Genomic DNA, 18,773 nt, shown 5'->3' on the forward strand with positions numbered 1-18,773 from the left:
CATGCCCGCGTCCCGGGCGGACATGACGCCGAGGATGGCGTCCTCGAAGGCGAGGCACTCGGAAGGGTCCACGCCCAGCCCGCGCGCGGCGGCCAGGAAGATGTCCGGGAAGGGCTTGCCCCGGGAGACCTCCTCGGCGCCGACGATGCGCTGGAAGACGGGGCGCAGGCCCAGGCCGTCGATGACCAGCGCGCGGTTGCCTTCCGGCGCGGCGGTGGCGATGGCCATGGGGATGCCCGCCGCGCGCAGTCGGGACAGGAGCGCCTCCGCGCCGCGGTGCAGTTTCAAGTGCGGCCGGTAGAGGGTGCGGTAGTGGTCCTCCTTCTCGTCGGCCAGGCGCTGGAGTTCTTCGGCGTCCAGGGCGCGTCCGAGGAGCTCGGGGAGGATTTCTTCGTTCTTCCGGCCCGCGAAGCGCGTCTGGAAGTCCTCGGCGGTGAGCGACAGGCCGAGCTTGCGCGCGAGCGCCACCCACGCCTGGTTGTGGAACACCATGTTGTCGACGAGGGTGCCGTCCATGTCGAAGACGGCGGCTCGGAGGGGCGCGTCGGAAGGTGTCATGGTTTCCCACCCATAGCGCGGCGGGGGACCCGCGAGCGGCCGAATCGTGCGCGCCCGCTTGGGAGGACTGATATTCGGGCCTCACATGAGCGACGGCGTGCGGACAGAGATGCGAGGCGCGGTGGGGGTGGTGACGTTGGACCGGCCCAGGGCGCTCAATGCGTTGAATCTGGAGATGTGCCGGCGGCTGCTGCCCCAGCTGGAGGCCTGGCGGGCGGACCCCGCGGTGAAGGCCGTGGTCGTCCGGGGAGCGGGCGGACGGGCCTTCTGCGCGGGAGGAGACGTGCGCGCCGTGGCGGCTTCACAGGCGGAGCCCCAGCCGGCCGACGCGGAGCGCTTGTCGCGGGAGTTCTTCCGCGCCGAGTACACGCTGAACCACCTCATCCACCACTTCGGCAAGCCGTACATCTCTCTGGTGGACGGCATCTGCATGGGCGGCGGGCTGGGCCTGTCCATCCACGGGGCGTACCGCGTCGTCACCGAGAAGCTGGTGCTGGCGATGCCGGAGACGGGGATTGGCCTGTTCCCGGACGTGGGCGGAGGCTGGTTCCTGCCGCGCTTCCCGGGCGAGTCGGGGACGTACCTGGGCCTGACGGGCGCGCGGTGCGGCGCGTCGGATGCGATGTGGCTCGGGTACGGGACGCACTTCGTGGAGTCGGCGCGGCTGGAGACGGTGCTGGAGGCGCTGGTGGGCGCCGAGTGGGGCGAGGGTCTGGCGAGCGCGGTGGTGGAGCGGGTGCTCAAGGGCTTCCACGCGGACGCGGGGACGTCGGTGCTGGCCACGCAGCACGTGGCGATGGACCGGTGCTTCGCGGCCGAGCGGGTGGAGGACATCCAGCAGGCCTTGGAGGCGGAAGGGACGGCGTGGGCGCAGGAGACGTGGGCCACGCTCGTGCGCATGTGCCCCACGAGCCTGAAGGTGACGCTGCGTCAGCTGCGCATGGGCCGCACGCGCGACTACGACGAGATGCTGTCGGTGGAGTACCGGCTGAGCCAGTCCATGACGGCGCGGGCCGACTTCCGCGAGGGCATCCGCGCGGTGCTGGTGGACAAGGACCACAAGCCGCGCTGGCACCCGGGAACGCTGAGCGACGTCTCCGAGGCGGATGTGGAGGCGTGCTTCGCGTCCTCGGAGGAGGATGAGCTGGTGCTGTCGCGGAGCTGAGGGCTCAAGCCCGCTTCAGGGCCTGCTTCAGGAAGTCGATGCAGGCCTCGGGCGCCTCCTCGTGGGGCCAGTGGCCCGCGTCGGGGAGCGTGTCCACGGTGGCGTGAGGCCAGGCCTTCTGGAACCGCTCGAGGATGACGGACGGGAAGGCGGCGTCGCGCAGGCCCCAGATGAAGTGGATGGGCGTCTTCGCGAACCGCTCGCGGCGGTCCCAGAGGGACTGGAAGAAGGGCGTGGACGCGCTGAGGCTCTTCGCGAGCGCCCAGAGCACGCGCTCGCGAGAGTCGGCGTCCGGGAACGCGGAGGTGTACTGGTTCCACACCTTCGCGGGACGCGGGCCCTTGCCCCAGGCCGACTTCGCGATGAGGAAGGACAGGTTCAGGTTCCGGTACAGCCAGCGGAAGAGCCCGCCGCCCGCCATGCGCGCGGCCCGGGCGAGCGAGGGCTCGTCGACGAAGGGCCAGGCGATGGTGTTGATGAGCACCACGCGCTCGAGGCGCTCCGGATGGGAGAGCGCGAAGTCGAGCGAGATGGGGCCGCCGAAGTCGTGGGCCACCAGGGTGAAGCGGGGCAGGTTCAGCGCCTCGATGAGCGCGGCGAAGCGGCGCGCGTGGGCCTCGGGCGAGTAGTCCGCGTCCGGAGGCCGGGGCGACAGGCCGAAGCCCAGGTGGTCCACCGCGATGCAGCGGTGCGTGGCGGAGAAGGCGCGGATGAGCGCGCGCCACTCGAAGGACCAGGTGGGCGTTCCGTGCACGAAGACGATGGGCGGCCCCTGGCCCGCGTCCACCACGGACAGCCCCGCCACCTCACGCACGCTGAAGGGAAACGCCTCTCGGTCGACCCATGCGGGAACTTGCATGGTAGATAGTCAATGGCTCTTGACCAATAAAGTCAAGTATACTTGACTGGATGAAGAGGAAGGACGCGCTCGAGGACGTGAAGAGGCTTCAGGCCAGCAGCCTGGGTTACGTGCTCATCCGATGTGGGCAGTTGTTCAACGAGTTGGGGATGCAGGCGGTCAACAGCGAGGCCGGCTATCCCATGATGCGCGAGGTGCACGCGCGCATGCTCCCGTACCTGGAGAATCCGGACGGCGTTCGAATCACCGAGCTCGCGCGCAGCCTGGGGGTGACGAAGCAGGCGGTGCAGCCCGTCATCGCGGAGCTCGCGGAGTTCGGCGCGGTGCGGATTGAACCGGACCCCGATGACGCCCGCGCGAGGCGGGTCCTCCTGACGGAGAAGGGCATCGCGGCCATGCGGCACGGGACGACGAAGCTGGTGGAGATCGACCGGCGCGTGGCGAAGCGCCTGGGCGCGGACGAGACGCGGGAGCTGCACGGGCTGTTGACCCGGCTGCTCGAGGTGCTCAAGGCGCAGGATTGAGGCGCGTGGCATGCTCCTCGTGAAGGGGGGCCGTGAGGCCTGGCGGCGGCGAACGAGAGGGCCTCGTTGCCGACGTCGGTGGCGCGGACCCGCTGGGCCAGTCCCGGCGTCGGGATGCGCGCACGGAGCTGACAGCAGCGCCTCGTCAGTCGATGTGAAGTCGCGCAGCCGGGCTTCGGTGGCGCGAGCCTCGCCAGTGAAGCCGGTGGGAGCCCCCGGAGGTTGCTGGCTACAGCTCTTCGTCGCTGACGACGGTGATGTCCTCGGCGCGAAGCAGGGCCGTGGTGATGCCTTCTCCCGAGCGCAGCACTCCGGACTCGTAGACGCGCTGGCTCCCGCAGGAGGGGCTCTTCTCCTTGAGCAGCGCGACCGTCACGTCGAAGCGTCGCGCGGCCTCGAGCGCGAGCTGGGCTCCCCGCTGGAAGTCCTCGGTGCGGTCCGTTCGCGCCTCGCGTTCCACGGCGCGAGCCTGTCCCGCCCAGACGTCGACGCCCGTGCCGCCGCGCAGGTCGACGGGAGGACGAGGGATGGGGAGCCCCGAGGCGACCTCGGGACAGATCGGCACGACCGCCTTGCCCTCGAGGGCCGCGAGCACTCGCTCCGAGCGCTGCGAGCGGCCGTCGTAGCGGCACGCTTCGCCCAGGAGGCACGCGCTCACCAGCACCACGGGGGCCTCGCGAAGGGCCGCGCGGCGCGCTTCCTGGGACGAAACCTCGCGTGCACCTTCGTGACAGCCCGCGGTCGCGGAGTGGGCCACGCCGCCCCCGTCCGCCTGTTCCTGGCGCGGACCGTCGGCGTCACCATCCACCGAGGCAGCGAGGCGCGTACCGGCCCGCGCGTCCTCACGCTTCACTTCGTCGCCCCAGGGCTGCGCAGGGCCAGCTCGCCCATGGTCGGCGCCGCGGCCACCCGCGTCCTCACCCCATCCAGCGTCACCTGGCCCGTCACCGCGAGCCGCACGGCCAACGGATACAGCCGATGCTCCTCGACGAGGATGCGCGCGCTCAGGCTCTTCTCGTCATCCTCCGGCAGCACCGGAACCGCCGCCTGCCCGATGATGGGCCCCGTGTCCGTGCCGGCGTCCACGAAGTGCACCGTGCATCCGGCCACCTTCACCCCACGCTCCAGCGCCTGTCGCTGCGCATGCAGCCCCGGGAACGACGGCAGCAGGGAAGGGTGGATGTTCAGCACCCTGCCGGCGAACCGCCCCAGGAAGTCCGCGCTGAGCAGCCGCATGAACCCCGCCAGACACACCCACTGCACGCCCGCCGCGCCCAGCGCCTCGAGCATCGCCGCCTCGAACGCGGCCTTGCTGGCATGCGCCTTGTGGTCCACCACCACCGCCGGGACGCCCGCGGCCCGCGCCCGCTCCAGCGCATAGGCCGTGGGCACGTTCGACACCACGCAGGCCACCTCGGCCGGGAAGTCCTCGCGCGCGCACGCGTCGAGCAACGCCTGCAGGTTGCTCCCGCCGCCGCTGACGAGCACGCCCAGCCGGACCCGCGCCGTGCTCATGGCTCGATGACCGCCATGGCCTCGCCCGAGCCCGCCTCCACCCGGCCCACCTCGGACGCCTCCACGCCGCGCGCGCGCAGCACCTCGAGCGCCCGCGCCACGTCCTCCTTCGCCACCACCACGATGAGGCCCAGGCCCATGTTGAACGTGCTGAACATCTCGTCGCGCGCCACGCTCCCCAGCTTCGCGATGAGGTCGAAGATGGGCGGCTTCACCCAGGACTTCTCGCTGAGCACCGCGCGCGTCCCGTCCGGCAGACACCGGGGCAGGTTGCCGGGGATGCCGCTGCCCGTGATGTGCGCCATGCCCTTCACCTTCACCGCCTGCGTCAGCGCCAGCGCGTCCTTCACGTAGATGCGCGTGGGCTCCAGCAGCGCGTCACCCAGCGAGCGCCCCAGCCCCTCGGGCGTCGCGTCCAGCGCGAGCTTCGCGTTCTCCAGCAGCACCTTGCGCGCCAGCGAGTAGCCGTTGCTGTGCAGCCCCGACGACGTCAACCCGATGAGCGCGTCCCCGGGCCGGATGCTCTTGCCGTCGATGATGGCCGAGCGCTCCACCACGCCGACGCAGAAGCCCGCCAGGTCGTACTCTCCCCGCGCGTAGAAGCCCGGCATCTCCGCCGTCTCGCCGCCGAGCAGCGTGCACCCGGCCTGCTCGCAGCCCTGGGCGATTCCCTTCACCACCTCCGCCGCCGCGTCCACCTCCAGGCGGCCCGTGGCGAAGTAGTCCAGGAAGAACAGCGGCTCCGCGCCGCACGTGAGGATGTCATTCACCGACATCGCCACCAGGTCGATGCCCACCGTGCCGTGCCGGCCCGCGGCGAAGGCCACCTTCAGCTTGGTGCCCACCCCGTCCGTGCCCGCCACCAGCACCGGCTCGCGGTACTTGCCGGGTGGCAGCGCGAACAATCCCCCGAAGCCGCCGACTCCCGCGACGACCTCCGGGCGCATCGTGCGCGCGGCGTAGGGCTTGATTCGGTCGACAAACGCGTCGCCGGCCTCGATGTCCACTCCGGAGTCTTTGTAGGTCGTTCCCACGGGCGGCCTTCTATCGACCCCGGAGTCCGTTGTCTCGGGCTCCGAGCCCCCGGTGTCGGGTTTGCGGCGAGCCCGGACCCACGGTGTGTCCCACCGGTCCGTACAAAAGGTAATTTGACCAGGGGGGGAGGGGCTGATTGACTCCTCGCAGGATGGGCGCCGAGGAAACCCTCTTTCAACGTTTCGGCAAGGAATTCCCAAAGGGCACCGAACTCTTCCGTGAGGGAGAGGCGGGCCGGGAGATGTTCGTCATCCAGGCGGGCAAGGTCTCCATCTCCAAGCGCGTGCGCGACGTGGAGAAGGTCCTGGCCGTCCTCGGGCCCGGCGAGTTCTTCGGGGAGATGGCCATCATCTCCAACAAGCCGCGCAACGCGTCCGCGGTGGTCAACGAGGACGCCCGGCTCTTGGTCATCGACCCCAAGACGTTCGAGGCGATGATCCGCGGCAACGCGGAGATCGCCGTCCGGATGATCAAGAAGCTGGCCGAGCGCCTGTCGGAGGCGGACGCCCAGATTGAAAACCTGCTGCACAATGATCCGGCCAGCCGGGTGGTGCACCAGCTCATCCAGACCGCCCAGTCGCGAGGCCGCCCCTCGGATGAGGGGACGGGGACGGACATCGACTTCGTCGTCCGCGAGATGCCCCGGCAGATTGGCGTGGGCGAGCCCGCGGTGCGCAACGTGCTGGACCGGCTGGTCCGCGCGGGTCTCATCTCACGCAGTGGTGACAGAGTCACCGTGTATGACACGGCCAGACTCCACGACTTCCTCCAATACCTGGAGATGAAGTGGAAGTTCGGAGACCTCTAGCGTGAAGCTCCGCGTCCTCGGCTGCCACGGTGGCGAGCTCCCCACGTGCAAGAGCACGTGCTTCCTCGTCGATGACGTGCTGGCGCTCGATGCGGGCGCCCTGACGGGGACGCTCTCGTTGGACGAGCTGTGCCGGGTGGACCACGTGCTCGTGGGCCACAGCCACTTCGACCACGTGAAGGACCTGCCGCTGATGGCGGACCTGGTCATCGGTCGCCGGGACAAGCCCGTCACCATCCACGCCTCTCGCGAGTGCGCCAAGGCCCTGCGCGAGAACATGTTCAACAACGCCCTCTGGCCGGACTTCACCCGCATCCCGACCAAGGCCAACCCCGTCCTGCGCATCCAGACCTTCCGCGCCGGCGGCACCTTCCAGGTGGGGCCCTACACCGTGCGCAGCGTCCCGGTGAGCCACCCCGTGGAGTCCTGCGGCTTCATCATCTCCAACGGCAAGAGCACGCTCGCCATGAGCGGGGACACCGGTCCCACCGACAAGCTCTGGAAGGCCCTGAACGAGACGAAGAACCTCAAGGCCCTCCTCCTGGAGACCTCCTTCCCCAACGCCCTCCAGTCGCTGGCCGACATCTCCGGCCACCTGACGCCCCACACCCTGGGGCTGGAGCTGCGCAAGTTCGAGCGCAACGGGGCCTCGGTCATGCTCTACCACCTCAAGCCGGCCTTCGTGGCCCAGCTCAAGAAGGAGCTGGCGAGCATGCCGGTGGAGGTGCTGGAGCTCAACGACGTGTTCGAGTTCTAGCCCGTCCCCCGGGCGGCGACGCATCGCGCCACACGGAACGGTTGACGGGCGGGGACGGGCGGATTAACCCCCGCCGTTCTCATGGCCTGGTTTTCGAAGAAGCCGCGCATCGCCGTCGACACCCAGCAGCAGCCCGAGCCCGGACCGTCTCGCATGGAGGGCCTGTGGGCCAAGTGCGAGAGCTGCGACGAGATCATCTACCGGCAGGAGCTGGAGAAGAACTGGATGGTGTGTCCGCACTGCGACCACCACCACCCCTGGAACGCGCGCGCGCGGCTGGCGACGCTGCTGGATCCGGACAGCTTCGAGGAGTTCGACAAGGAGCTGGAGCCGCAGGACCCGCTCGGGTTCAGCGACTCGAAGAAGTACAAGGACCGGCTGAAGGCCACGCGCAAGAGCCTGGAGGAGAACGACGCGTTCATCTCCGGTGTGGGCCGCATCGGCGGGCACCAGGTGTCGGTGGGTGCGTTCGTCTTCGAGTTCATGGGCGGCTCCATGGGCTCGGTGGTGGGCGAGAAGGTGGCGAGGACCTTCGAGCGCGCCCATGACCTGAAGTGCTCCGCGCTCATCTTCTCGGCGTCCGGCGGCGCGCGCATGCAGGAGGGCATCTTCTCGCTGATGCAGATGGCGAAGACGTCCGCGGCCATCGCCCGCTTCCGCACCGGCAACAAGCCCTACATCTCCGTGCTGTTGCACCCGACGACGGGCGGCGTGGCGGCCTCGTTCTCCTGGCTGGGGGACGTCATCCTCGCCGAGCCCAAGGCGCTCATCGGCTTCGCCGGTCCGCGCGTCATCGAGCAGACGATCCGCCAGAAGCTGCCCGAGGGCTTCCAGCGCTCGGAGTTCCTGCTCGAGCACGGGATGATCGACAACATCGTCAACCGCAAGGACCTGCGCGCCCGGCTGGGGCAGCTCCTCGGCCTGCTGGGCTGAGCCCGCGCGCTCATTGGCATCCCTCATGAGCGCGCCCAGGACACCGGAGGAAGCACTCGCCTTCCTCTCGCGGCTCAACCCCTCCGGCATCAAGCTGGGGCTGGAGCGGGTGCGCGAGGCGCTCGAGGCCCTGGGCCACCCCGAGCGCCGCTATCCGGTGCTGCACGTCGCCGGCACCAACGGCAAGGGCAGCACCTGCGCCTTCGCCGCCACCGCGCTCCAGGCCGCGGGCCACCGCGTGGGCCTCTACACGTCCCCGCACCTGGTGCGCGTCAACGAGCGCATCCGCGTGGGCGGCGAGGACATCTCCGACGAGGACTTCGGCCGCGCCATCCTCGATGTGCTGGAGCGCTACCCCTCCGCCGTCGCCGAGCCGATGACGTACTTCGAGTTCGGCACCGTCGTGGCGCTGTGGCACTTCGCGCGTGTGGGCGTGGACGTCGTCGTGCTGGAGACGGGGCTGGGTGGCCGGCTGGACGCGACCACCGCCGCGCCCTCCACCGTGACGGCCATCACCCCCGTCTCGTTCGACCACATGGAGTACCTGGGCAACACCCTGGCCGCGATCGCCGGTGAGAAGGCCGGAATCCTCAAGCCCGGCGTGCCCTGCGTCGTCGCCCGGCAGGCCCCCGAGGCGCTGGAGGCCATCGAGGCCCGCGCGCGGGTGCTCGGCGTGCCCCTCGTCGTGGAGGGGCGGGACTTCGAGGCGCGGCTGCAGCCTGACGGGAGCCTCACGTACCAGGGCGTGGCGTGGCGGCTGGAGGGGCTGCGTGTGTCGCTTCGAGGCCCCCATCAGGTCCAGAACGCGGCGGTGGCGCTGGCCTGCCTGGAGAGCCTGTCCTCGCGTGGCGTGGCGGTCTCGAGCGAGGAGGCGAAGGCGGGGCTCGGCTCGGCGCGCTGGCCTGGACGGCTGGAGGAGGTGGGCGAGCGACCGGTCGTGCTCCTGGATGGCGCGCACAACCCGGCGGGGGTGGAGGTGCTGCTCGCCTCCCTGCGTGCCCTGTACACGGGGCGCCCGGTCCACTGTGTCTTCGGCGTGGTGGCGGACAAGGATCGGGGGCCGATGATGCGGGCCCTCTTCCCCGCGTGTGCCTCCGTGCAGCTGACGCCCCTGGAGACGTCCCGCTCGCTTCCACCCACGGCCTATCTCGACGAGGCGCGCGCCCTGGTGCAGGACGTCACCGCCTGGCCGGACGTGGACGCGGCGCTCGCGGAGGCCCGGCGGCGCGCGGGGCCCGAGGGCCTGGTGCTGTGTACCGGCTCGCTGTTCCTGGTGGGCATGGTGCGGGCGCGACTGGGGACTCCCTGAGGGGTCGGCTCGCGCCACCTTCCCGACAGGGACCTGGAGCAGCGGGGCAGGGCGCGCCGAGGCCCGCCTGCAGCGGGTGACCTCCCAGGACGGGCCTTGCGTCCAGGACGGGCAAGACGCACGGGCCGAGGGGGAATCCTTGGCGCGTTGCATCAGCCGCCGTAGATTCAAGGCATGCGCCTGCCGGACTGGAGAGCCGCGACCACCACGGGACCCGCCATCCCGTCCATCGACGAAGTCGACTTCCGGGCGCTTTACACGAAGACGAAGTACGTGGTGGAGACGGCGGACGGCTGGTCGCTGGTCATCACTCGCTACCGTCCGGTGAAGCAGCCGTTCGCCCAGCCGCTGTTCGGCGAGCCGCTGCTGCTGGTGCATGGCTTCTCGCAGAACCGTCACACGTGGACGAGCGGCCAGTTCGTCAAGAACCTGCTCTTCTTCGGCGTGGACATCCACATCCTGGAGCTGCGCGGCCACGGCAAGAGCTCCATCGCCTTCCAGAAGGAGCGCGCCGAGCGCTTCAAGCGCCCGCTGCCGCCGGACCTGGACTACGGCTGGGACCTGGACAGCTATTTCCTCTACGACCTGCCGGCCGCCGTGTCGGGCGTCAAGCGCATCACCCGCCGCGAGCGCATCTTCTACTGCGGCCACTCCATGGGCGGGATGCTGGGCTACGGCTACACGGGCATCCACGACGACTTCGAGGGCCTCATCACCATCGGCTCGCCCGCGGACCTGGGGCGGGGCTTCATGGCGCTGCGCATGCTCGCGCACGGCGCGCCCATGCTCGCGGGGATGATCGACATGACGCTCGCCGGGGTGAACCTGGGCGGGGACGTCAACGGCCTGGGCAAGAAGCTCCTGTCGCGCGGGGTGGGCGCGTTCAACGCGAAGCTGGGCCGCAAGCTGGTGCCGGAGGAGCGCCGCAAGCTGCGCTTCGACGCGGTGCCCGTGGACCTCATCCTCAAGTTCGTCGAGCGGCAGATTGGCAAGGCGGAGGACTCGCCGCTGTACCAACAGCTCACCACGCGGCTCAACCGGCTCATCAACCCGGAGCGCGTGGGCGCCGACGACATCCGGTGGCTGCTGCGCGAGGGCGGGGAGCGCGAGCCGCGCAAGGTCATCGAGCAGTTCGCCCGGTGGATCCGCCGAGGGGAGATGGTCTGCTACCGCACCGGCTACGACTTCAAGCGCGGCTTCGAGAAGATCCACATCCCCATGGCCATCATCTTCGGGGACATGGATCCGCTCGCCTCGGTGGAGTCCACCCGGAGCGTGTACCGCGCGGCCAAGAGCGAGTACCTGCTGTGGCGGCCGGTCAAGGGCAACAGCCACATCGAGCTGACGATGGGGCACGACATCCGGCAGATCTGCTACGACATCAAGAACCTCATCGAGTACGCGCGCACGCACCGCAACCGCGCGCCGTCCCTGCCTCGCCTGCGCTAGCCCTTCGCGCGGCGGTGTGGCTGGAAAGTTGGAGGGTGATGGGCGCGTGTTAGCATCCGAGCCCACTGTCAACGTGAAGGGGAGTGGTCGATGAAGGCCTCAGCGGTGTGGCTGCTCGGTGTGGTGCTCGTGCCTTGCATGGCGCTCGCGCAGGCTCCGGCGGCGAACCTGAACACCATCACCAGCGTGCAGGTGAATGGCGGGACGGTGACCATCTCCGGCTCGAAGAAGGCGAACTTCACCACCTTCACGATGACCGACCCGCCCCGGCTCGTCATCGACATCGCGGAGGCCGTCTTCAACGGCGTCCCCGAGGAGACGCAGGTGGGCAATGGCACGGTGACGGGCATCCGCACCGCCAGCTACGGCTCGGATGACTCCGCCATCGCCCGCGTGCTCATCGGCTTCGAGCGCGAGGTGGAGACCGACATCCAGGCCACCGACAGCCAGCTCATCGTCAAGGTCGTCGGAAGCACAGGGCAGGCCGTGGCCCAGGCCGCGCCCACCCAGCCCGCCGCGGATGGCTCCGCCGCCGAGGCCGCCGCTCGCGCCGAGGCCGAGCGCCAGGCCCAGGAGAAGGCCGCCGCCGAGGCCGCCGCTCGCGCCGAGGCCGAGCGCCAGGCCCAGGAGAAGGCCGCCGCCGAGGCCACCGCCCGCGCCCAGCAGGACGCCGACGCCGAGCGCCAGCGCCAGCAGGAGGCCGAGGCCCGCGCCGCGGCCCAGCGCGAGGAGGAGCAGCGCGCCGCCCAGGCCGCCGCCGACGACAGGAAGCGCCAGGAGGCCGAGGCCCAGGCCTCCGCGAAGGCCGCCGCCGACGACAGGAAGCGCCAGGAGGAGGAGGCCCGTGCCGCCGCCGAGGCCGCAGCCGATGAGCGCCGCGCCACCGCCCAGGCCGCCGCCGACGAGAAGAAGCGTCAACAAGAGGACGCTCGCGCCGCCGCGAAGGCGGCCGCCGAGGAGAAGCGCGCCGCCGCCCAGGCCGCGAAGGAGGAGGCCGCCGAGGCCCGCCGTCAGCGCGAGGAGGAGGCCCGCGCCGAGCGTGAGCGCCGCCAGCAGGGGCGCGTCGCCATGGCCCAGCCCCGGGAGCGCCGCGAGGTGTCGAGCGGCGGTTCGGCCGAGGTGTCCTCGCGTCGCAAGACGATGACGCTGGTGGGCTTCCAGCAGCAGGGTGGGGTGTCGCGCGTCTTCATCCGGACCAACGAGCCGGTGCGCTACAGCGTGAGCGAGACGGGCAACGCGGTGGTGCTGGAGCTGGAGAACAGCCGCATCGACCTGAGCAACAACACCCGGCCGCTGGACACTTCCTACTTCAACTCGCCCGTCACCCGGGTGGACGCGGACGCGGAAGGCCGCAACGTGCGCGTCACCGTGCAGCTGCGGCAGCAGGCCCCGGTGCAGGCTCAGCAGGACGGGAACGTCATTTCGTTGGATTTTCAGCGCACCGCTCGGTGATAAGGGCCCCCGCGCGGCCGTGGCGCGGCATACCTTGCACCCCTGAATGAGCCTCCTCGTTCCGCTCGCCGCCGCGCTGCTGGTCTCCTCGGCGCAGATTCCGCTCGCCACCCAGGTCCAGCTCCCCTCCGGCGAGACGGTGGAGCTGGCCGCCGACTTCCTCACCTACGAGGCCGACAAGCAGGTCCTCACCGCGCGCGGCCACTGCGAGCTGCGCACCGGCGAGATGCTGCTGCGCTCGGACGAGGTGACGTACGACGAGGCGAATCAGGTGGCCACGGCCACCGGCAACGTCATGTTCGTGGGCCCCGGCGGCATGGCGGCCGTCGCGGATGACGTCAGGGTGGACATCCGCTCCTTCGAGGCCACGCTCCAGGGCGGCCTCTTCATGCAGAAGAAGGGCGTCACCCAGGAGGCGATGCTCGCGGCGAAGACGCCCGAGGAGCTGCGCTCCATGGGCGAGACGCCCATCATCCTCAGCGGCACCCGCATCCGCCGCACCGGGCCCAACGCCTTCACCGTGGACGACCTGGCCTTCACCCCGTGCGAGTGCGGCCCGGGGGAGCCCACCTGGCGCATGGAGGCCCGGTCCGCCAACGTCATCCTCGGCGAGCGCGCCACCCTGTCGTGGCCCGTGGTGTACGTGGAGTCCGTCCCCATCTTCGCGCTGCCCTGGGTGTACCTGCCCCTGGCCGAGCGCCGCACGGGCTTCCTCATCCCCAACCCGAACTTCTCGGGGCAGAGCGGCTTCAGCCTCGAGCAGCCGTTCTTCCTCACGTTGGGGCGCAGCTACGACATGACCTTCACCCCGGGCTACTTCCTCGGCTCGTCGGACCAGACGGTGCTGCGGGGGCCGGAGGGCGCCAGGTTCGAAACCCAGGAGCCCCGGCTGTTTGGCGTGAAGGGCCCGCGGCTGCGCACGGAGTTCCGTTATGTGCCCAGCGAGACGGCCCGAGGCCGGGTGTCGCTCGGCGTGCTGCACGACTCCCGCCCTCTGAGAGATCCTCGGAGCGGCGACTTCTACCTGTACCCAGAAGGAGCGCCCGACGCCTATACCTACGTCGACGTGCCCCGGGGCTGGCGCGGCGAGGCGTCCTGGCAGCACTTCCAGGACCTGGGCTCCGGTTGGTACGACCGGGTGGACGCGTCGTTCGTGTCGGACGGCAACTACACGCGCGACCTCACCGCCGACGTCATCCTCCAGGGCCTCGACTACCTGCGCAGCACCGCCACCGTGTTCCGCCGCCAGGAGGACTCGTACGCGGGCCTGGATGTGTCCCTGCGCCAGGACATCCGCTGGCCCTATCGCTTCTTCCAGGACAACCGCGTGCCGGCCCAGGTGGACCCGCTGCGGCCGGATCTGCCCTCGCCGGTGACGTTCCAGCGACTGCCCGGCATCGTCTACGCGCTGCCGGAGCGCCCCCTGTTCGGCGGCATCGTCGGAGGGCTGCGCGCCGAGTTCACCCGCCTGGCCCCCATGACGGGCGGGTTCGGGGACGAGGGCGTCGACGGCATCTTCCGCCGCGATGGCATCTACCTCCCGCTGGGCTACCACTACACGGACCCGACGTACCCGGTGGACCCGGGGCAGGGCAACGGCCGCTTCGACACGCGGGACCGCGAGGCGAGAGATCGCATCGACCTCACCTCCCGGCTCGCCACGTCCATCCCCCTGGGCGACGTGGCGCGGGTGACGCCGTCGCTGGGCGTGCGCCAGGACGTCTGGGCCGGCGAGTACTCGGGCAGGACGTGGCAGCGCGGCTACCCCATCGCGGGCCTGCTCGTGGACACCCAGCTCACGCGCACGTGGGACGGGGAGAAGAACCGCTACCGGCACTCCTTCGCGCCCTCGCTGGAGCTGCGCTACGTGCCGGGCGGCTGGGGCCACGTGCCGTCCGCGGGCGCGCAGCGGGGGCCTGGGTTCGCCCAGCCCTACGACGAGGTCGACGCCGCCGTGCCCCTGGACCTGGATGGCCGCACGCGGGGCTTCCTCCAGGGCGTCTTCGCCGTGGACCAGACGCTGCGCGTCAAGGTGGGCAACGCTTACCGCGAGCCGCTGCGGCTGCGCATCGGCCAGGGTTTCGACCTGACGCGTTACGCACCCGCCGCGAACAAGCTTGGAGATCCCGAGCCGGTCCTCCGTGACACCTTCGCGCGCCTGACGACGAGCCTGGGAATGCTCACCGCCGGTGGGATGGTTCGCTTCGACCCCAACTCGGGGCGTGTCACCCAGATCACCGGCGACTTCAACATCGACAACGGCAAGGGCCAGGCGCTCTACGCGCGCTACGACGACATCCTCACCACCGCCCAGACGGCCATCGACCGGGGTGAAATCCCCAACGCCCTGGGCCCGGATTCCATCCGCCGCCCCCTGGATGCCCTGGTAGGCAGCGTATCCCGAGAAACGCCCGGCCTCCCCACGGCCGAGCGGGCCCAGGCTCTCATCGCGGGTACGCGTTTGACGCTCGGATTTGGCCTCGGGGTGCGGTACGAAGCCCTGGTGCAGCCCCTCTACCAGGATCCAACAAACCAAGAGGCGTTGAAGCCCTTCGCCCAGCAGACACTGGGCGTGTCATATGGGCCAGCGTGTAATTGCTGGCGCATTGAAGGGGTGGTGACCCTCAGACGTGATATCGGACTGGAATTTTCCGGTGTGAATTTCAGCGTCACTGGGTTGGGATCGTTCGGTTCGGGCGGCTAGGAATCACCGAAGGTGAATGGTGGTTCCACAACCCCCAAGCAGCCAGGAGAAGTATTTCGTGTCGGACCTCGGAAAACGAATCGGCCAGCGCATCCGCGAGCTTCGTACGCAGAGGCCGGAGCGGTGGACGCAGGAAGAGCTCGCGGAGCGGGCTCAGATCAGCGTCTCCTTCCTTTCCATGATCGAACGCGGCGAGCGTGTCCCTCATGTGGAGACCCTCGCCGCCCTGGCCAACGCCCTTGGCGTCAGCCTGGGAGAGTTGTTCACGGGAACGGAGCAGACCCTTGCCCAGACGGAGGACCTGCTGCGTCCCCTGTCTGACTTCGCGCGCGCCCGGGGCCTCACCGCACGGGACGTGGACCGCCTGCTCGGGGTCGCCCGGGTGATGTTCAGCGGCACCATCGCCTGAATCCCACCCCTCGGGGGTCCCTGGCCGGACGCAAGGGGCCCCTCGGTCCTCCTGTCCTGTCCTTGACTGGACGGTAGGTAGACCGGGAAGATGGCGGAAATGCGCTGTGCGCCGCGTGCGCACAGCGTGCTTCCTTCTTCGTCCAAGGAGTCTTCGCTGATGCGTCCGGGTCTTGCCTCGTGGATGGCCCTCACGAGCATGGTGTTGTTGGCGTGTTCCTCGCCAGCTCCCGCCACGCTTGAATTCGTGGATCAGAATCCGGCCAGGCCGCGTCTGGGTGAGATCACCACCCTGCGTTTCCGGGCGGTGGACTCGCGTGGCATGCCGCAGGCCGGCACGCAGGTGCGGTTCTCACTGCAGTCGGAGGTGCCGGGGGTCCAACTGTCGCCGGCCGAGGGGACGACCAACCCCGGGGACGGCATCGTGTCCATGCAGGTGACGGCCACGGGCGGCCGCGTCACCTCCGTGGTGGTGGTCGCCTCGGCGGGTGAGGGCGCGGAGGCCAAGTCGGTCATCTCTCCGGTCATCAGCTTCGCCGGCACCAACTCGAGCTCCCGCCAGCTGACCTTCCAGTGTGGTTCGTGGTCCGGTGAGGCCTCCGGTCTGCACCACGCCATCGGCGCGTGGGACGAGGCCCGCTCGCTCATCGCCGGCGTGAAGGTGAACTGCATCGCCCACGTGGGTGATCGCAACGGCGACGGCATCGAGGGCGCCCAGGTGTCCTTCCTGACGGAGGCCGGCACCATCGGCCCCACCGCCACCTCTCTCACGGACGTCGTGGGCAACGCGCAGGTGCTCTACAAGACCTCGCTGCCCCTGCCGCAGGACGTGGACCCGGGTGAGTTCACCTGGAACCCCACCAACGACGCCACCCACACGGGTGAGTACCTGGCGCCGCTGTGGATGCAGCCCTTCCTGTGGGAGCAGAACCCGCTGGCCGCGCACGGCACTCCGCCGCAGCCGCAGTCGAACCGGCCGGAGCCCCAGCGCGCCGACCCCATCCGCCCCAACAAGATCAACAACCCGCGCGACAACCTGGTCTCGCTCATCGCGGTCACCTCCGGTGAGGAGGCCTTCAGCGACGACAACAACAACGGCCAGTGGGACACGGGCGAGGCCTTCGTGGACCTGACCGAGCCCTTCGTCGACAACAACGACAACGGCACCTGGGACGCGGGCGAGCGCTTCGTCGACACCAACGGCAACGGCCGCTGGGACGGCAAGAACGGCGTCCACGACACCAGCACGCTCATCTGGGTGCAGGAGCGCATCCTCTGGACGGGCGTGCCGCACTCGCTGGACCGCCCGGACACGGTGCGTCAGATCTCCCCGCCGCCTCCGGCCACCAACGTCGCCATCGACCACTTCGGCTCGGCCAGCGCCACGTTCCTGGTCGCGGACCCGTGGTTCAACATGATCGCCCAGAACTCGCAGGGTGACGGCTGCAACTCCGGCGCGGAGGGCCCGATTGAAATCGAGCCGGCCATCACCGGCGCCATCCCGCTGACCTACCCGTCGTACGCCGTCGTGCGCTACCTCATCAAGGACAAGCACGACGTCTCCCAGGAGCCTCAGCCGGGGCCGTTCCCCCAGCCCATCCCCTGGAAGTCGGACGCGGTCTGCACGTACACGGCCGCCCAGCTCGACGGCCACAAGGTCCAGGTCGTCGCCCCCACGGTGACGGGCACCGTGCTCTAGACGCGGTTGACGCGGGCTCCCGGTGAAGTACCCATTGACCCCGGGAGCCCACGTCCGTAGGGTCCACCTCGGCTGATTGAAGAATCAACCGGCCGGTGGAGGACGTCGTGGGCCAGAGCAAGTCGGCGGCGGACAACGGCAACCGCGAGAGCGAACGCCGCCGCACCATCCTGCGGGCGGCCATCGATGTGTTCGCCCGCAAGGGCTATCACGGGTGCCGCATCGCGGACGTGGCCAAGGAGGCCGGCGTCGCCTACGGCCTCGTGTACCACTACTTCAAGAACAAGGATGAGCTGCTGGAGACCGTGTTCGACACGGGCTGGAGCGGCTTCGTCACGCGCGTGCGCGCGGTGGTGGAGGGCGAGGGGACGCTGGCGCAGAAGGTGCGCGGCGTGGTGGACGTGGCCTTCGAGGCGTACCGGGTGGACCCGCGCGCGGTGAAGGTCCTCATCCTGGAGATTGCCCGCAGCCCCGCGGGCTCCCGCATCAACCGGCAGACGGCCTTCGTGGACGCCATCCGCCTGTCCTCGGAGCTGTTCACCCGGGCGAAGGAGGCGGGGGAGCTGCGCTCGGACACGGACCCGCTCCTGTCGTCCGCGCTGCTCTTCGGCGCCATCGAGATGGGGCTGACGGCCTTCGTCACGGGGCTGGCCGACGCGCGCGACACCCAGGCTTTGGAGCGCGCCAAGGCGCAGATCGCCGAAACCTTCCTTCACGGCGTCCTGGCCGACGCGTCGCCAGGCGCGGAGTCCCCTGCATGGAAGCCGGAGAAGTCGTCGGAGAAGTCCGCTACGAAGTCCAAGGTCCCCAAGCGCACCTGACCATCGACCGGCCCCGGGCGCGCAATGCCCTGTCGCCCACGGTGGTGAAGGCGCTGATGGACGGGCTGGACCGCGCGGACGCGGACCCCGCCGTGCGCGTGGTGGTGCTCACCGGCGCCGGCGAGAAGGTCTTCTGCGCGGGCGGGGATCTGGGGCAGATGGCCGGCGACGGCGGCTTCCTCGCCACGCACGACGGCCGCCGCTCCTACGGGAAGCTGCTGGCCCGGTTCCAGGAGGCGCGCAAGCCCACCGTGGCGCGCGTCAACGGGCACGCGCTGGCGGGCGGCCTGGGGCTGGTGCTCGCGTGTGACCTCGCCGTGGCGGTGGAGGGCGCGGACTTCGGCACGCCCGAGATCGACGTGGGCCTGTTCCCGATGATGATGATGGCGCTCCTGCAGCGTCACGTGGGGCGCAAGCGCGCGCTGGAGCTGGTGCTGACGGGGGACAAGCTGCCCGCGCGCGAGGCGCTCGCGCTGGGGCTGGTCAACCGCGTGGTGCCCGCCGCGGAGCTGGACGGGGCGGTGGCGGCGCTGGCGGGGAAGCTCGCCGGCAAGAGCCAGGCGGTGCTCGCGCTGGGGCGCCGGGCCTTCTTCACCGCGGAGGACCTGCCGCTGCCCGCGGCGCTGGAGTTCCTCGCGTCCCAGCTGTCGCTCAACGTGCTCGCGGACGACGCGGGGGAGGGCGTCTCCGCCTTCCTGGAGAAGCGCCCGCCGAAGTGGAACGACCGCTAGCCTCGCGACGTCAGGGCGTGCCCAGCCGCGTCTCCCCGCTGGCGAC

General features: G+C 70.2%; 18 protein-coding genes. 13 read left to right on the plus strand and 5 right to left on the minus strand.

Annotation, left to right across the window (positions count from 1 at the left end):
• Nucleotides 1-558: HAD family phosphatase (locus FL311_RS28215; protein ID WP_141329814.1), on the minus strand; the 558-nt coding region annotated here is incomplete at its 3' end.
• An 85-nt stretch (nucleotides 559-643) separates the two neighbouring features.
• Here FL311_RS28215 and FL311_RS28220 point away from each other — a divergent pair.
• Nucleotides 644-1,723, plus strand: a complete 1,080-nt coding sequence (locus tag FL311_RS28220; protein WP_141329816.1) for an enoyl-CoA hydratase/isomerase family protein — start codon at nucleotides 644-646, stop codon at nucleotides 1,721-1,723.
• A 4-nt stretch (nucleotides 1,724-1,727) separates the two neighbouring features.
• On the opposite strand, the gene FL311_RS28225 is transcribed toward FL311_RS28220, so the two are convergent.
• Nucleotides 1,728-2,582, minus strand: a complete 855-nt coding sequence (locus FL311_RS28225; protein ID WP_141329818.1) for an alpha/beta fold hydrolase — start codon at nucleotides 2,580-2,582, stop codon at nucleotides 1,728-1,730.
• A gap of 50 nt (nucleotides 2,583-2,632) precedes the next feature.
• Here FL311_RS28225 and FL311_RS28230 point away from each other — a divergent pair, with 50 nt between their 5' ends.
• Nucleotides 2,633-3,106 carry a MarR family winged helix-turn-helix transcriptional regulator gene (locus FL311_RS28230; protein WP_141329820.1) on the plus strand — a complete coding sequence of 158 codons (474 nt, stop codon included), beginning with the start codon at nucleotides 2,633-2,635 and terminating at the stop codon, nucleotides 3,104-3,106.
• Nucleotides 3,107-3,335: 229 nt separating this feature from the next.
• On the opposite strand, the gene FL311_RS28235 is transcribed toward FL311_RS28230, so the two are convergent.
• Genes FL311_RS28235 through purM form a run of 3 tightly spaced genes read right to left on the minus strand, consistent with a single transcriptional unit; the run spans nucleotide 3,336 to nucleotide 5,655 of the window.
• Nucleotides 3,336-3,959, minus strand: coding sequence for a DUF523 domain-containing protein (locus tag FL311_RS28235; RefSeq protein ID WP_228557132.1), 624 nt, complete (start codon nucleotides 3,957-3,959; stop codon nucleotides 3,336-3,338).
• Nucleotides 3,956-4,621 (minus strand): phosphoribosylglycinamide formyltransferase, encoded by a 666-nt coding sequence (gene purN, locus FL311_RS28240; protein WP_141329822.1) that lies wholly within the window; start codon nucleotides 4,619-4,621, stop codon nucleotides 3,956-3,958. Before purN ends, FL311_RS28235 begins: the two co-directional genes overlap by 4 nt.
• Complete coding sequence (gene purM / locus FL311_RS28245) at nucleotides 4,618-5,655, minus strand: phosphoribosylformylglycinamidine cyclo-ligase (protein ID WP_141329824.1); 1,038 nt, start codon at nucleotides 5,653-5,655, stop codon at nucleotides 4,618-4,620. The genes purN and purM overlap by 4 nt, the downstream gene beginning before the upstream one ends.
• A 152-nt stretch (nucleotides 5,656-5,807) precedes the next feature.
• Between purM and FL311_RS28250 the strand changes: the two genes are divergently transcribed.
• The 11 genes from FL311_RS28250 to FL311_RS28300 all read left to right on the plus strand — a co-directional run bounded on the left by FL311_RS28250 (nucleotide 5,808) and on the right by FL311_RS28300 (nucleotide 18,727).
• On the plus strand, nucleotides 5,808-6,464 hold the full coding sequence (locus FL311_RS28250; RefSeq protein WP_141329846.1) for a Crp/Fnr family transcriptional regulator: 657 nt from the start codon (nucleotides 5,808-5,810) through the stop codon (nucleotides 6,462-6,464).
• Nucleotide 6,465: 1 nt separating this feature from the next.
• Nucleotides 6,466-7,221, plus strand: coding sequence for an MBL fold metallo-hydrolase (locus tag FL311_RS28255; protein ID WP_141329826.1), 756 nt, complete (start codon nucleotides 6,466-6,468; stop codon nucleotides 7,219-7,221).
• 81 nt (nucleotides 7,222-7,302) lie between these two features.
• On the plus strand, nucleotides 7,303-8,154 hold the full coding sequence (gene accD, locus FL311_RS28260) for an acetyl-CoA carboxylase, carboxyltransferase subunit beta (RefSeq protein ID WP_141329828.1): 852 nt from the start codon (nucleotides 7,303-7,305) through the stop codon (nucleotides 8,152-8,154).
• Nucleotides 8,155-8,179: 25 nt separating this feature from the next.
• Complete coding sequence (locus tag FL311_RS28265) at nucleotides 8,180-9,463, plus strand: folylpolyglutamate synthase/dihydrofolate synthase family protein (protein WP_194869395.1); 1,284 nt, start codon at nucleotides 8,180-8,182, stop codon at nucleotides 9,461-9,463.
• Between the two features lie 174 nt (nucleotides 9,464-9,637).
• Nucleotides 9,638-10,912, plus strand: a complete 1,275-nt coding sequence (locus tag FL311_RS28270; RefSeq protein ID WP_141329830.1) for an alpha/beta hydrolase — start codon at nucleotides 9,638-9,640, stop codon at nucleotides 10,910-10,912.
• Between the two features lie 90 nt (nucleotides 10,913-11,002).
• On the plus strand, nucleotides 11,003-12,364 hold the full coding sequence (locus tag FL311_RS28275) for an AMIN domain-containing protein (RefSeq protein WP_141329832.1): 1,362 nt from the start codon (nucleotides 11,003-11,005) through the stop codon (nucleotides 12,362-12,364).
• Between the two features lie 46 nt (nucleotides 12,365-12,410).
• The gene (locus tag FL311_RS28280; RefSeq protein ID WP_141329834.1) at nucleotides 12,411-15,068 is read left to right on the plus strand and encodes an LPS-assembly protein LptD; all 2,658 of its coding nucleotides are present in this window, start codon (nucleotides 12,411-12,413) and stop codon (nucleotides 15,066-15,068) included.
• Between the two features lie 58 nt (nucleotides 15,069-15,126).
• Nucleotides 15,127-15,477, plus strand: coding sequence for a helix-turn-helix domain-containing protein (locus FL311_RS28285; RefSeq protein ID WP_141329836.1), 351 nt, complete (start codon nucleotides 15,127-15,129; stop codon nucleotides 15,475-15,477).
• Nucleotides 15,478-15,723: 246 nt separating this feature from the next.
• A complete protein-coding gene (locus FL311_RS28290; RefSeq protein ID WP_228557133.1) occupies nucleotides 15,724-17,175 on the plus strand; it encodes a hypothetical protein in 1,452 nt (483 codons plus the stop codon).
• Nucleotides 17,176-17,282: 107 nt separating this feature from the next.
• Complete coding sequence (locus FL311_RS28295; protein WP_194869397.1) at nucleotides 17,283-17,996, plus strand: TetR/AcrR family transcriptional regulator; 714 nt, start codon at nucleotides 17,283-17,285, stop codon at nucleotides 17,994-17,996.
• On the plus strand, nucleotides 17,933-18,727 hold the full coding sequence (locus FL311_RS28300; RefSeq protein ID WP_141329842.1) for an enoyl-CoA hydratase/isomerase family protein: 795 nt from the start codon (nucleotides 17,933-17,935) through the stop codon (nucleotides 18,725-18,727). Before FL311_RS28295 ends, FL311_RS28300 begins: the two co-directional genes overlap by 64 nt.
• Nucleotides 18,728-18,773: the final 46 nt, after the last annotated feature.

This window comes from Myxococcus sp. AB025B, from assembly GCF_006518215.1.
GTDB lineage: Bacteria > Myxococcota > Myxococcia > Myxococcales > Myxococcaceae > Myxococcus > Myxococcus fulvus.

Excerpts from the sequence above, each read along its gene's own strand:
- FL311_RS28265 (WP_194869395.1), top strand. The coding sequence starts at position 8,180 with ATGAGCGCGCCCAGGACACCGGAGGAAGCACTCGCCTTCCTCTCGCGG.
- FL311_RS28280 (WP_141329834.1), top strand. The coding sequence starts at position 12,411 with ATGAGCCTCCTCGTTCCGCTCGCCGCCGCGCTGCTGGTCTCCTCGGCG.
- accD (WP_141329828.1), top strand. The coding sequence starts at position 7,303 with ATGGCCTGGTTTTCGAAGAAGCCGCGCATCGCCGTCGACACCCAGCAG.
- FL311_RS28270 (WP_141329830.1), top strand. The coding sequence starts at position 9,638 with ATGCGCCTGCCGGACTGGAGAGCCGCGACCACCACGGGACCCGCCATC.
- FL311_RS28275 (WP_141329832.1), top strand. The coding sequence starts at position 11,003 with ATGAAGGCCTCAGCGGTGTGGCTGCTCGGTGTGGTGCTCGTGCCTTGC.
- FL311_RS28230 (WP_141329820.1), top strand. The coding sequence starts at position 2,633 with ATGAAGAGGAAGGACGCGCTCGAGGACGTGAAGAGGCTTCAGGCCAGC.
- FL311_RS28225 (WP_141329818.1), bottom strand. The coding sequence starts at position 2,582 with ATGCAAGTTCCCGCATGGGTCGACCGAGAGGCGTTTCCCTTCAGCGTG.
- purN (WP_141329822.1), bottom strand. The coding sequence starts at position 4,621 with ATGAGCACGGCGCGGGTCCGGCTGGGCGTGCTCGTCAGCGGCGGCGGG.
- FL311_RS28250 (WP_141329846.1), top strand. The coding sequence starts at position 5,808 with ATGGGCGCCGAGGAAACCCTCTTTCAACGTTTCGGCAAGGAATTCCCA.
- FL311_RS28300 (WP_141329842.1), top strand. The coding sequence starts at position 17,933 with ATGGAAGCCGGAGAAGTCGTCGGAGAAGTCCGCTACGAAGTCCAAGGT.
- FL311_RS28220 (WP_141329816.1), top strand. The coding sequence starts at position 644 with ATGAGCGACGGCGTGCGGACAGAGATGCGAGGCGCGGTGGGGGTGGTG.